At 70.8% G+C, this 12,638-nt stretch carries 13 protein-coding genes and 1 tRNA gene; 3 read left to right on the top strand and 11 right to left on the bottom strand.

Annotated elements, in window-relative coordinates:
• Nucleotides 1-63 precede the first annotated feature (63 nt).
• From ABZ565_RS04455 to ABZ565_RS04445, 3 genes are all read left to right on the top strand, one after another.
• A complete protein-coding gene (locus tag ABZ565_RS04455) occupies nt 64-453 on the top strand; it encodes a RidA family protein (RefSeq protein WP_361020331.1) in 390 nt (129 codons plus the stop codon).
• 194 nt (nt 454-647) lie between these two features.
• Nucleotides 648-1,043, top strand: coding sequence for a hypothetical protein (locus tag ABZ565_RS04450; protein ID WP_361020329.1), 396 nt, complete (start codon nt 648-650; stop codon nt 1,041-1,043).
• Nucleotides 1,044-1,553: 510 nt separating this feature from the next.
• Nucleotides 1,554-2,138: a hypothetical protein gene (locus tag ABZ565_RS04445; RefSeq protein ID WP_361020327.1), complete on the top strand. Its 585-nt coding sequence runs from the start codon at nt 1,554-1,556 to the stop codon at nt 2,136-2,138.
• A gap of 246 nt (nt 2,139-2,384) precedes the next feature.
• On the opposite strand, the gene ABZ565_RS04440 is transcribed toward ABZ565_RS04445, so the two are convergent.
• The 11 genes from ABZ565_RS04440 to yhfZ all read right to left on the bottom strand — a co-directional run bounded on the left by ABZ565_RS04440 (nt 2,385) and on the right by yhfZ (nt 12,613).
• Nucleotides 2,385-2,503 (bottom strand) — tRNA-Gly (locus ABZ565_RS04440).
• A 459-nt stretch (nt 2,504-2,962) separates the two neighbouring features.
• Nucleotides 2,963-3,808 (bottom strand): helix-turn-helix transcriptional regulator, encoded by an 846-nt coding sequence (locus ABZ565_RS04435; protein WP_361020325.1) that lies wholly within the window; start codon nt 3,806-3,808, stop codon nt 2,963-2,965.
• Nucleotides 3,809-3,893: 85 nt separating this feature from the next.
• Nucleotides 3,894-4,649, bottom strand: a complete 756-nt coding sequence (locus ABZ565_RS04430; protein ID WP_361020323.1) for an SDR family oxidoreductase — start codon at nt 4,647-4,649, stop codon at nt 3,894-3,896.
• Between the two features lie 189 nt (nt 4,650-4,838).
• Nucleotides 4,839-6,083 (bottom strand): phosphopentomutase, encoded by a 1,245-nt coding sequence (locus tag ABZ565_RS04425; RefSeq protein WP_361020322.1) that lies wholly within the window; start codon nt 6,081-6,083, stop codon nt 4,839-4,841.
• An 11-nt stretch (nt 6,084-6,094) separates the two neighbouring features.
• Nucleotides 6,095-7,261, bottom strand: coding sequence for an alanine racemase (locus ABZ565_RS04420; protein WP_361020320.1), 1,167 nt, complete (start codon nt 7,259-7,261; stop codon nt 6,095-6,097).
• Nucleotides 7,262-7,263: 2 nt separating this feature from the next.
• A complete protein-coding gene (locus tag ABZ565_RS04415; RefSeq protein ID WP_361020318.1) occupies nt 7,264-8,379 on the bottom strand; it encodes an aminotransferase class V-fold PLP-dependent enzyme in 1,116 nt (371 codons plus the stop codon).
• Between the two features lie 2 nt (nt 8,380-8,381).
• Nucleotides 8,382-9,335, bottom strand: a complete 954-nt coding sequence (locus tag ABZ565_RS04410; protein ID WP_361020316.1) for a phosphotriesterase — start codon at nt 9,333-9,335, stop codon at nt 8,382-8,384.
• A 46-nt stretch (nt 9,336-9,381) separates the two neighbouring features.
• The gene (locus ABZ565_RS04405) at nt 9,382-10,719 is read right to left on the bottom strand and encodes a YhfT family protein (protein WP_361020315.1); all 1,338 of its coding nucleotides are present in this window, start codon (nt 10,717-10,719) and stop codon (nt 9,382-9,384) included.
• A 45-nt stretch (nt 10,720-10,764) separates the two neighbouring features.
• Nucleotides 10,765-11,121, bottom strand: a complete 357-nt coding sequence (locus ABZ565_RS04400; RefSeq protein ID WP_361020313.1) for a DUF2620 domain-containing protein — start codon at nt 11,119-11,121, stop codon at nt 10,765-10,767.
• A 57-nt stretch (nt 11,122-11,178) separates the two neighbouring features.
• Nucleotides 11,179-11,565 (bottom strand): PRD domain-containing protein, encoded by a 387-nt coding sequence (locus ABZ565_RS04395; RefSeq protein ID WP_361020311.1) that lies wholly within the window; start codon nt 11,563-11,565, stop codon nt 11,179-11,181.
• Nucleotides 11,566-11,674: 109 nt separating this feature from the next.
• Nucleotides 11,675-12,613 carry a GntR family transcriptional regulator YhfZ gene (gene yhfZ, locus ABZ565_RS04390; RefSeq protein WP_361020309.1) on the bottom strand — a complete coding sequence of 313 codons (939 nt, stop codon included), beginning with the start codon at nt 12,611-12,613 and terminating at the stop codon, nt 11,675-11,677.
• Nucleotides 12,614-12,638 lie beyond the last annotated feature (25 nt).

The following is a 12,638-nucleotide window of genomic DNA, read 5'->3' as shown; positions in this document are numbered from 1 at the left end:
AGTATCACTCCGCGCCTGATGGCGTATTAGACGTATCACTCCTGGTCGCTTAGCGTTCGGCGCATGACAGAGCGACGTTCTCTTCTCAGCGGCTCGACGTTCGAGGAACAGATCGGCTACGCCCGAGCGGTGATCGACGGCGACTGGGTTCACGTCTCCGGGACGACCGGCTTCGACTACACCACCATGACGATTTCCGACGACGTGGTGGAGCAGGCCGACCAGTGCCTGCGTAACATCGAGGCCGCCCTGGCCGAGGCGGGGTGCACCTTCGCCGACGTGGTGAGGGTCCGGTACCTGCTCCCCGACCGCGCCGACTTCGAACCCTGCTGGCCGGTGCTGCGGCGCACGTTCGGCGATGTTCGGCCGGCCGCCACCATGCTCATGTGCGGCCTCGCCGATCCCCGGATGAAGATCGAGATAGAGGTGTACGCCCGGCGGCCCACGGCGTAACCGTCTCTGGCAACCAGCTGGTAAGCGGGGCCTTGATCGTGCTGTGCCGGGCGCCGCACGCTGTTGAATCCCGTGAGCCTTCCGGCTCGAAGTGCTGGCAGCCGGTTGCCGGCTTGTGTGCCGGCGAACCTGTTCCAGGCAGCGCCGACACCTCAGGAGTTCCGGCTGGAACACGGATGCTGCATCATCGAACGATGCTGGTCGAACTGGTGAAGGTCGCAAAGTTTCCCTGGAGCCCCTGGCTGGCCCAGGTTCGGACGCCGTTCGGCTCGACAGCGGTCCGCTGGTGCGGTGACCCGGCCGCGAAGCCGGGCCCGTACCACGTTGAGTGGACGGTCGATGAAGACATCGCCTGGGGGCGGAACGCGAAACCGGCTGTCGGCGTCGGACCGGAGGTCCGACCTGGCGGGCACTGCGTTGTCCTACGCGGGCGGCTGGACCTCACCGTGGACGGCGCCGCCATGCTGGACTTCGATGGCTCGCAGATTCCGCTGGACCTTGCTGATCCGCTGCCCGGGGGTGTTGCCGGTACGTGGGTCGAGCTCTTCGTGGAGCGCGAGCAGATCGCTCTCTGCCCGTACGCACTCTGATCAGTGATCAGGCGTCGGCCGGCGCCCCCTCCGACAAGCGAATCGCTCCCATGCGGTCGGACCGACAGATCACGGTGGCATCGGCATCCAAGCCGAAGACAGCGGCGGCGAACTCGTGTCCATGGCGTTGACCAGGTCGAGCAGGCGAGTGCGGCGGACCATCGGTGCGGGAAGCCACAGGTGGCGACGACCTGACTGGCATAGCCGGTGTGCCGTTCTGCAGTCGAATGTGCACCACGTGCCGGGAGCGCAAGCTCGTCGAAGGAGGTGGCGTCCTAGGATCGGGGCATGCTGCCGTACTCGAACCGGCCGTCCACGGAAGCGATACTCCAGTCCGTACCCGGCCTTGCGCCCTACGGGCGGCCTGCGATAGTGCTCCACCCGACGCCCGGAATGCCTGGCCCGTACGACAGTTCGGTCGCCGGGCCGTTGCTCTGGCCGGGGGACGAACCCTGGCCGCACTGTTCCGTACCGGACGAGCGGGCCCCGACCGGACTGCCTCCTGCCGCGATGTTGCCTGTGGTGCAGGTGTTCCGGCGGGACGCACCGGGGCAATGGTGGCCCGAGGGCGCCGACGTGTTCCAGTTGCTGTGGTGCCCGAACACGCACTGGGACCCTCCGTTCCCGCAGGCCGATGCGAGTCCGGTGGTGGAGATTCGCTGGCGGCGGGCGGCGGACCTGACGCCAGCGCCTTTCCGGCCCCCGGCACCTGTGCGCCAGGAGGACGACGACTACGGCTTCACCCCGCTCCCGTGCCTGCTGACACCGATCCCCCTGACGGACTTTCCCTATCCGCAGGAACTTCCGGGGGGCCTTCGGGAAGACGTGCGTCGGTTGGTCGAGGAGACCGGCGGGGAGGAGGGCGGGGAAGACATCATCACGCGTGTCGCGGGATGCAAGTTCGGCGGTTGGCCGACCTGGCACCTGACCGAGCCCTACACCATTCTCTGCCGGCAGTGCGGTGCGGAGATGACGCTCCTGTTCACTGTCGCCAGTGACGCCACCACAGGCATCACGGTAGGCAGATGGGGCGACCTGCGAGTCTTCAGCTGCTCGGCCGACATCCGGCACGGCTACGACTTCGACGTGCACTGAGCGAATCGCGCCCCCTCAATTCCGCAGCCGCCCAGGGGGTAGTCGCCGGTGCGCGGCTCGGACGGGATCGGGCCCGTCGAGGACTCGCTCGTGTCCGAGCGGCAGGTGGAGCTCGTCTTCCGGCCCGGCGGCCGATGCCGACCGTACGGAGGGGCACCTCTTGGAGCGGAGCTGGTTCCGATCCAACGTTTGTGGACCTGTCGCGACGCTGTGGAGCCGGGCACCGGACCATGTGCGGGTCGGTTGCGGTGCCGACGGGATTCGAACCCGCGGACAGATGGGGGCAGGCCCGCCCCGGCTCCGTCAGTCGCCGTGGGAGGGACCTCGCCCACGGCGATCGCAATGGGCCGCTCTGCCACGGCACCGCAACCTGCGGGAACGCGCGCATTCTCGCTGCGACCAGAGTAGAGACGCCGTTCGCCAGATGTCGTGCCGGATTCACAACGAGCGCAAAAGGTCCAGCAGTCGTTCCGCGGAGGCCGCCGCTTCGCCTGGTGGTGCCGGTCTTGGTGTTGCACTGCCCGCCCGGGAAAGGCGCGCCATCCAGTGCGCTCGTGCGCACTGCGGGAGACCTTCCGGTCCCGAGGCACTGGTCGGCGTACGGCTGCCGGCGAAGGCGTACGCCAAGTTTCCGCCTCTGCACCCCTGTGCGACAACCGCGGGCGCACCGTCGACGACACCGAGCCCCGGGCCGCGGACACCACCACGTTGGCCCCGGACCGGAGCTGCTACACCTGTGCAGCCACCGCAGGTGTCGGAGCCGAGAGTGGGGTCCGGTGCACATCGACGTAGTCGACGGAGGATATGGCGCCTCCCGGGCGCTGTCAGGTGCCCGCCGTCCGCGCTCCCAGCACCGGCAGCAGCCGCAGCTTCTCGTCGTCCGCCGAACCCGGGGTGGCGGTGTACACCAGCAAGGTCTGGTTCTGCTCCGGGTCCAGCAGGACCTGGCACTGGAGGGTGAGAACTCCTAGCTCGGGGTGGCGTACCAGCTTGGGGTCCACGCGCGGTACGTCGATCTCGTGTGCGCTCCACAGGCCCGCGAACTCCGCGCTGCGCTCCAACAGGAGGTCGCGCAGGTGCTCGGCACGGCCGCCCGGGCCCTGCCGTGAGTAGGCGGCGCGCAGACCGGAGGTGAAGAAACGGCTGTGCAGCGGGTGGTCCTCCTCCGGATACACCAGCCGGGCGGCGGGATCGGTGAACCACCGATAGGTGAGACTGCGTTCAGGGCCGGTGAATTGTGTCTGGTCGCCGAGGAGCGCGGTGGCCGCCGGTGTCTGGGCGAGGGTCTCCGCTACATCGCTGACGACCTGCGCCGGGGTGTCGTCCAACCGCCCGAGGATGCGCATCAGGCCGGGCGTGATGTGGTCGGAGCGCAGGTTACTGGGGCGGGAGGGGGTGTTGTGGCCGGCGATACGGAACAGGTGGTCGCGCTCGGCGAGGGAGAGGCGCAAACCGCGGGCGATGGCGGCGAGCATCGGCTCCGAGGGCTGAGGCCCGCGCTGCTGCTCCAGCCGGCTGTAGTAGTCGGTCGACATACCGCTCAGCGTCGCCGCCTCCTCCCGGCGCAGGCCACGGGTGCGGCGGCGCGGCCCGCGGGGCAGTCCGACGTCCTCCGGTTGCAGGGCTTCGCGCCGGGTGCGCAGGAAGTCCGCGAGTTGAGCTCGGTCCACTGTTCCTGTCTCCTTGCCGCCCTGGTGCCTGACGTCCGGGGCGCGGTAGTGCGGGTTGCGGGTCGGCCAGGGCGGGCCGGGGCCCTCAGAGCAGCATGCCGCCCGACGCCTCGATGCGCTGCCCGGTGATCCAGGAGGTGCCTTCGGTGAGCAGTGCGGCAGCGGCGGCGCCGATGTCGTCGGGCTCGCCGGGCCGGCCCATCGCGGTGACACCACTCAGCATGGAGCGCATACCGTCATCGTCACGGACCCCACCGCCACCGAAGTCGGTGCCCGTGGCACCCGGTGCGAGGGCGTTGACCGCGATGCCGCGCGGCCCCAGCTCCTTGGCAAGGTAGCGGGTCAGGACCTCCACGGCACCCTTGGCTGCGGCGTACGCGGCGGTCGGGGCGGCGATGAAGCGGGTCAGGCCGGTGGAGACGTTGAGGATGCGGCCACCGTCCTTGATCAGGGGCAGCAGGGCCTGGGTGAGGAAGAAGACGCCCTTGACGTGGACATCCATCAGCCCGTCGAACTGTTCCTCGGTGGTCTCCTCGAACGGCGCGTGCACTCCGTGGCCGGCGTTGTTGACGAGGATGTCGAGGTCGTCGCGGCGCCACTCCCGGTCCAGGGCCTGACGCACCTGCGCGGTGAAGGCGGGGATCTCGGCGGTGTCCCCGGTGTCCAGCCGCAGGGCGATCACCGTGCGGCCCAGCTTCCTGGCCGCCTCCGCGACGGCCTCGGCCTCGTCGGCGTGCGAGCGGTAGGTGAGGATCAGGTCGGTACCGGCCTCGGCGAGGTGCAGGGCGGTGCTGCGGCCGAGGCCCCGGTTGGCGCCGGTGATCAGGGCGATGCGGGTCATGGTGACTCCATTCGGTTCGGGGTGCGGGCGGACCGGCCGGTCCGTCGCCGCCTGCCCCTCAACGATCGCCCGGCCCGAAGGCCGGATGAAGGCCGCGGTTATCCAGGGATCGCGGATCCCTCCCTGACGCATCGTGGCCTCCTCGGTGGTGTGGGAAGCCGGGCCGGCGCGAACGAGCCGGGGCCGTCCCTAGGCTGCGGCCCCTCGGCCCGTCCGCAACTCCCGGCCGTTTGCCAGGCTCTCCGGGTCCAGCCCCAGGGACACGGCGGCCGTCGCGCCGACATCCGCGAGGCTCTCCGCGTCAGGCAGCAGCTCCACGCCGTCCGCGCCGGGCCGGTGGATGAGCACGGGGACGTACTCACGGGTGTGGAAGGCGTGCCCGGCCGTCGGGTCGTTGCCGTGGTCGCCGGTCACGATGAGGCGGTCGCCCGGCGCGTCGAGCAGGGCGACGAGCGCGGCCAGACCCGCGTCGGTCTGTTCCAGGAGGCGTCCGTAGCGCTCCGTGTCCTGCTGGTGCCCGGCCAGGTCCGTCTCCTGGATGTTGGAGATCACCAGGCCGTCGCCGCAGGCGCGTACCGCTTCGAGGGTGTGCGTGAGGACGTCGGCGGTGTCCACGGCCGCGTGCCGGGCCGCAGTCTCGCAGGCCAGGATGTCGGCGGCCTTCCCCACCAGGGTGACCGGGATGCCCGCGCGGGCCGCCAGGTCGGGAAGCTGGCGGGTGTGGTCGATCCGGGCGCCCAGGTGCTGCACTTCGAGGCCGCCGTTGCGATAGAAGCCGGTGGCGGGGGTGTCGAGGCCGACCGTGCCCTCTTCGCCGGCCCGTACGAAGCGCTCCAGCGGGCCGTCCGCGTGTCCGCCCACCGCGATGACCCGTGCCACGGGAGCGGCGGCGCGCACCGTGCGGGCCACGGCGAGAATGCCGCCCGGCCCGTCGAATGGCAGGTCCTCCAGCCTCCCGGAGGCGTTCCAGTTGATGCCCGGGTCGGCCTCCAGGTTGTCGTGGACCAGCACCGAGCCGTCGATGACCAGGAGCGGCCTGCCGTCCAGCCGGCCGACCCGGTGACCGGCCGCTTCGAGGGCGGCGGTCACCTCGTCGAGGTGGTCGGCGAGCCGGGCGACGGTCACCCGGCTGAAGTCGGCCCCCATCATGGTCTGGTGGCCGGCGAAGGTGTCGGCGCCCGGATAGCCGAGGGCGGCCCGGCCGGCGGCGACGGGCAGATGGGTGCGCCGGGCGAGATCGGGGTGGGGGTGGACGAGCCCGAGGCCGAGCGAACCCAGCACGGGCAGCCGCAACGGCCGGCCGAACGTCTCCCGGCAGTGGTCCAGCACATGTCCGCAGGTGTCGGCGGTCGGATCGCCGGGACGCGCGGTGCCCGCGTCGGGCATGGCGCCGATGCCGAATCCGTCGATCACGACGATGACGGTCTTGGCCATGGGGTGCCTCCTCAGCTCAGGGACCGGCCCTGGGCGTCGTACAGACCGTTGAGACGGGGCGTCCCGGATGAGATTCCGGAGACGACGGCGACGGTCGAGCGGGTGACGAAGATCTGGGTGCGGAAGGCGAGCAGCGCGGTGTCGCCGATGCGGACGTCCTGTCCGGGGGCGGGCGCGTCGAGCAGCCGGTAGTAGTCGATGTTCTCGGCGGGTGCGTCCAGCACGTTCAGACGTGCCCCGGTGCGCGGCAGCAGGGCGCTCCTGATGTGGGAGCGGGCGTAGAACCCGCCGCCGAAGACGGCGGGGCGGCCGTCGTCCAGGGTGTGGGCGACCTCGGTGACGTACACGTAGGCGGGGGTCTCGGGCTGCGCCGGGTCGAGGGCGTGCAGCGGAGTCGTGCCGGTCAGGGCGTGGCCCGGCTCGCCGTGGGTGGCGCCGAGGCCGGCGAGCAGCGGCAGGGAGGCCATCGAGGTGGCGCTGGGGGCGCTCAGCCTGAGATTCGCGTGGCCGCGGCCGGCGAGCGTGTCGCGGGCCTTCAGGGCGAGGGCGAAGTTGGGCGTGGCGTACGGGGCACCGGAGGCCGGGTCGCACAGCACGCACGGGAAGGCGGTGACCCCCGCGATCCGGACGCCGGGAAGCCGTTCGGCGGCCTCGGCGAAGGCGTCGAGCCGGTTGAGCGGGACGCCGCCCTCCTGGCCGGGGTAGATGCTTCCCTCGGCGCCTTCGAGACGGATCAGGATGTCCTGGACGAACCCCAGCCGCCTCGCGGCGTCGGAGACCGCGCGGGCGTTGTCCAGGTCGTAGACGGTGACGGTCTCGGGACGCCACGCCAGCAGCTCGGGCAGGGCGCGGCGCGGGATCTGGACGAGGTGGCCGAGGTTGCCGGCACGGGCGCCGGAGGCGTGCAGGGTGCGCGCCTCCGGCGGGTCGATGGCGGCGTACCGGGGAATGTGCCGGGCGACGGCCCGGATCAGTTCCGGGTTGCGGCCGAGCTGCTTGACGACGAACCAGAGGGAGACGCCCAGCCGTTCTGCCTCGGCGGCCAGCAGCGCGGCGTTGGCCTCAACGGCGTCCAGGTCCATCACATAGGTGTCCGGCGGGATGGCGCCCTCGTCGTGGAGTGCGGCCGCGGCCTCGACGAGCCCGGGATTACGGGTCAGTACGGTGTCGAGAAACACGGTCAGTGGCCCTTCGGATCGTTCAGCGCGGCCAGTGAGCGGCGCAGGATCTCGATGACGAGGTCCGCGCCCGCCCGCATCGGGTTGATGCGCACGGTCCAGTCGGCCAGTTCGGGGGTGTCGTCCAGGGCGGAGCTGGACATCCGGTAGAAGAGCGGCGTGATCTCGTAGCGGGAGTTGGAACCGACGGGGTACGGGGCCGCGCCGAAGCGGGCGGCGACGGCGGGCAGTTCCCTGGCGACGGGCCGGTCGAGCCGGACGAGCAGGCACCGGTCCTGCGCGTTGGCGAGCCGGACCTCGGCGACGCCGGGCACCTCGCCCGCGGTCAGCCGCTCGGCGACCTCGGCGCCGACCTGGGACTGCACGGACCACATGAGCGGTACGTGGGTGAGCGCGCGCAGCGCGTCGAGTGCCTGGTGGCCCTGGACCTGGCCGCCCCCCGAGTAGTTGTCGCGGCGGATGTGCTCGACCAGGTCCCGGGCGCCGACGACGATGCCGACGCCCTCCGGGCCGTGCAGCTTGAACAGGGAAAAGCAGGAGGCGTCGGCGCCCAGTTCGACCCCGGCGGCCGGAGTGCGCATCACGGCGTAGTTGTCGTCGACGACGGTACGGACGCCGGCGGCCCGGCAGGCGGAGAGGACCGCGCCGGGGTCGTACGAGTCGGCGAGCCGCTGCCGGGTGTGCTGGACGTAGGCCCAGCGGAACCGGCCCGACTCCAGCGCCTCGCGTAGCTCATCGGGGTCGTTGAAGTCGGCCTCGACGGTCCGGGCCCCGAGGCCGCGCAGTGTCACCTCGGTCGTTCGGTAGACGGGCGCCCGGTGGATGAGGAGGGGGTCGCCCGGCCGGACGGCGGCTGTGAGGGCGGCCCGGATCGCGCCGGTGCCCGCGCCCTGGACGAAGGCGGCGTCCTCGGTGCCGAAGAAGTCGGCCAGGACGGACTCGACGCGGGCGGTCGTGGCGGGGCGTCCGAGACCGGGCACGACCCCGGCGTCGGAGGCGAACAGCTGCGGGCCCTCGAAGTGGCGGGCGGTGGCCTCGATGAGCCGGAACTGCCGGGCGACGGCGTCCGCCGGGGCCACGGTCGGCAGCGGGAACGTCTGGGGGAGTACGGGGTGCATGGTCAGCTCTCTTCCACGTGCGCGCCGCTCAGGAAGCGCAGCGGATTGCGGCGGGTCAGCAGGTCGATGAGGTCGTCGTCCACGCCTGCCGCACGGGCTTTGGGCAGGAAGCTCCCGAAGAGGTGGCCGTAACCCTGGCCCCCCTCGGAGGCGAGGTAGCCGTGGCGGGAGATGTCGCAGCTGAGCAGGGCCCGGTCGGCGTGCCCCGCTTCCAGGAGGGCGAGCAGGAGCCGCAGCCGGGTGTCGTCGCTCTGGTAGCCGTCCTTGCCGACGGTGTCGAAGGCGACGTACGCGCCGCTCGCGGCCAGCTCCCGGTGCACCGCCGGGTCGTTCAGCAGATCCTGATGGCCGATCGCGATGCGGTGCGGGGGCAGCCCCTCGCCGGTGAGCAGTTCCAGCTGGCCGAGGCCGCCGCGACCGAGCTGGGCATGGGTGGCGACGGAGAGCCCGGTGGCGAGGGCGGCCCGCGCCGAGGCGCGGAGCACCTTGCTCTCGGGTGGCGTCGGGATGTCCCCGTGGCTGCCGATCTCGCCCAGGACTCCGGGGCGGACGCCCGTGGTGCCGATGCCGTCCTCGATCTCGCGGACGAGGGTGGCGGTGAGGTCCCCGACGCTGCCGCGGTCGATCTCGGGGGTGTGGAACGGCTCGTAGTACCAGCCGGTCGCGGCGACGACGGCGACCTGGGCGTCCCGGGAGATCCGGGCCAGGGTGCGCACGTCGCGGCCCATGCCGCGACAGGTCAGCTCGACGACCAGGGCGAGCCCGTACTCCTCGCGGAGTGCGGTCAGTTCGGCGGTCACGGCGGCGGTGTGCCGGCCGGCGGCGAGCACGGCACCGCCGTCACCCCGGTGGTCGAGGTCGAGGACGAGGTGTTCATGGGCCAGGGCGGGGCCGCGTACCGCGTCGGGGACGATGTCTCCGAGGACGGTACGAAGCACGGGGGCGGAGCTGTTCATCGTGGGGGGTCCTTCCTGGGTGGCCTGCGTGATCCGGGGAGCGGAGCTATCCCTTGATCGGTGTGAACAGGTCCATCCAGTACAGGAGGTTGAGGAGGATGCCGCCGACGATCACCGCGGCCGGTGCCGCGGCCATCCGGACGACCGGCCGGCCCATCGCCTCGTTCAGCAGGTAGAGCCCGCCGACGACGAGGATGCCCAGGCCGCCGCCCATGGCGTTGGCCGCCATCAGCGAGCCGAAGAGGATCGCCAGCTGGAGCGTCTCGCTGATCGCACTGCGCAGGTGCTCGGAGGAGTCGCGGACGCTGGGCAGCCGCCCCAGGAGCTTGCCGATGTAGGACAGGGCCAGCACCTCGGCCGCGAAGACCAGGGCGCCGACGATCGCGGCGAGGAACGGGTTCGGCATCAAATACCCGATGGGGTACACGAGCGTGAAGCCCGCGATGCCGTACGCACCGGAGGCCAGCGCGGTGGTCGCGATCAGCGGGATGAAACCGAAGACGCGGTAGAAGTCGACCTGCGCCGCCTCGGAGTACTGCCCCTTCGCGATCAGGAAGCTGGTCGCCTCGCCGCCGCCGAATATGTGCATCTGGGCGAGCACACAGACTCCGGCGCCCAGCACCATGAACAGCGGCAGGTACGTGCGCAGGCGGGCCGCACTGGCGCTGAAGAGGGAGGCCATGGGGTCGTCACCCTCGATGACGGGTTCGCTCACGCCCGCGGCCCTGTCCGCCTTGCGCTGAGCGAGGTCCTTGGCGACGGCGAGACCGATGAGCATCAGCACACCGACAGCCATCGCCAGCGCGCCGGCGAACATGTTGGGCCACAGCTTCATAGTCATGACGACCAGGGCGAACTCCAGCAGCCCCGCGATGCCGCCCCACTTGCGCCCGAACTGCTTGGTGATGGCCAGCACCGGGAACAGCGTGAAGAGGAAGAGGATCGGGGTCGACATCTGCTGCATGGCGGTGATGAAGTCGACCGGCAGGTCATGGGCCACGTTGTTGGCGCCGTTGAGTCCGAAAACGACGACCGCGCCCCAGGCGCCGCCGAGGATCGGCGCGAGCCACTTCTTCGGCGACAGCATGCCGAGGATGTCGGTGGGCAGAAAGAGGAGCCACGGGTTCAGCACACCGGTGGACAGAGCCATCGGGGCGCCGAGCCCGAAGATGAACCCGGCCGAGAGGCCGAACGAGACCGCCGTCGTCGCGCTGCGCGTGGTGCGCCCCTGGATGAAGTCCAGGAGAAACGGCCGTACGCCGTCGTTGAAGACGGCCAGAGCCATGTGGGAGATGTACGCGGTCAGCGCACAGAGGGCTATGACGGTCAGTTGTTGGGCCAGCGAGAAGTCGAGGCTCGTACCGGCTGCGAGTGTCGTACTCACGGGGTCACTCCTTCGTGCCCGGGATGATCAGAGCGGTGGCTGGAGTCAGCCGCGGGCGGCGATGGCGCGCGCCATGAGGGGGGCGATGGTGTCGATCTGGTCCATCGAGAAGCCGAAGACCTTCTTGCCCTCGTCCAGCAAGGCGGTGATCTGCTCCTCGGTGGGGACGCTGCGGCCGAAGGTGTGGCAGACGGCGCTGCCCATCAGGCCGACGAGGACGCCGAGCGAGGCACCGGCGCCCGTGTGGCAGGTGCCCAGGTAATAGCCGGCCTGGCCGACGCGCAGCTTCATCGCGGCGTCCATGTCGCTGGAGGCGGTGACCTCCAGGCCCTCGATGCCGAGCTGCTTGATGGTCTGGGTGACCTCGGTCTTGCCGACGCCGCCGGCGAGGATCTTCGTCATGTCCTGCTTCTTTCCAAATGGTTCGGACCGGCCGAGCCGGTCCGGGGACGGGGTGGTTCAGGAGGAGGGGGCGGCGGGTGTCTGCTGCGCCAGTACCGCGAGGTGCATGCCGAGGAAGTTCACCTCGGACTCCGGGAGGGCGGTCCCGAGTTCGCGCCGGGCGCGTTCGGCGACGGCACGGGCGCGGCTGACGGCCTCGGGGTGTCCGGCCAGTTCGGCGGCGACCTGGTCGTCGGTGAGGAACTGCTCGATGGCCTCGCCGTTCAGGAGCCGGGTGAGCGCCATCATCAGGTGGCTGGTGAGCATGCCCGCGGTCGCCTCGGTCACGGTGTCGCCCTCAGCCTCCAGGGCGGCCAGCTCGGCCGTGACGAAATCGGCCACCTCGGGCTTGACCTGTCCGCCTTCGCGGAAGAGCTGAATCCGCAGGGCCAGCTGGTCGTCCATGACGGTCCTCCTAAAGTCGACAGTAACCAGGATTTTGTATTTTGCCGAGGCCGAAGGTCCCGTCGTGACAGGACCTTCGACCTGTTCCGGCCGTCGCGTCGGCCGGGGCTCAGTACGAGGGCAGGCGCGTGCCCTCAAGCACCTCGCGCTGGAGCGAGGTGATCAGTGAGAGGTCGAGGGAGTCCCGGACGGCGGCCAGGGCCTTGGCCCCCTCGGTCCGCCCGATGACGGCCGCGCTCGAGTTGCGCAGCGACAGCTCGCGGGTGACCTCGTCCCCCAGCGGAAGCACGTCGACACCGAATCCGAGCCGGTCCTGCACCTCGTCCAGGTTCCAGACGGTGGCGTCGACCTCTTCGCGGGCGAAGAGGTCGGGCAACTGCATGTACGAAGCCTCCAGGCGCTGGACGTCCGGGCGCCCGGCGAAGACCAGGTCGACCAGCATGCGCAGATCCTCCGACGCGTGGTCGACCGCGACCCGCAGCCCCGGGGTGTCCAGGTCCACGCCGTGGCGCAGCAGCATGCCGTGCGCCCCGACGTAGGTGGCCGGCCCCAGGTCCGCAACCAGCTCCACCGGATGCTCGGCGATCAGCTCGTCGGCGGCGAAGCGGGACAGGACGACGAGGTCGACCTTGCCTTCGAGCAGGGCGGCGGTACGGGCCCCGGCGCCTCGCATGAACGTGATCGCGAAGGGTGCGCCCGCCTTCTCGAAGGCGCCGCGCAGTCCGGTGGCCAGGCCCTCGTACCGGCGGGAGTACGGGAGGGGCATCGCGGCCAGCAGCGTCCCGAGCCCGGAGAGCCGCCAGAGTATGGAGCGGTCCGAGTGGGCGAGGAAGGTGCCGAGGTGCCCCCGGGCGGTCGTCCTGATGGCGCCGGACTCCTCCAGTAGCTGCAGGGCCGCCTGGACCGTGCCGTTTCCGCAGCCCAGCTCCTCCGCGTAGTCCCGCACCCGGGGCAGTCGCGTGTCCGGCTCATGGTTGAGCAGGAGGACCGCGAGCTGGCGGGCGGCCAGTCCGTTGCGCGTAAGGAAGCGCTCATCAAAGGCGTTCACATAGGGAACAGTAAACAGGATTCTG

The sequence above is a fragment of the Streptomyces sp. NPDC016469 genome, from assembly GCF_040632905.1.
Classification (GTDB): domain Bacteria; phylum Actinomycetota; class Actinomycetes; order Streptomycetales; family Streptomycetaceae; genus Streptomyces.
The sequence above is the reverse complement of the archived record's forward strand: the minus strand, read 5'-3'. Positions and strand labels throughout refer to the sequence as shown.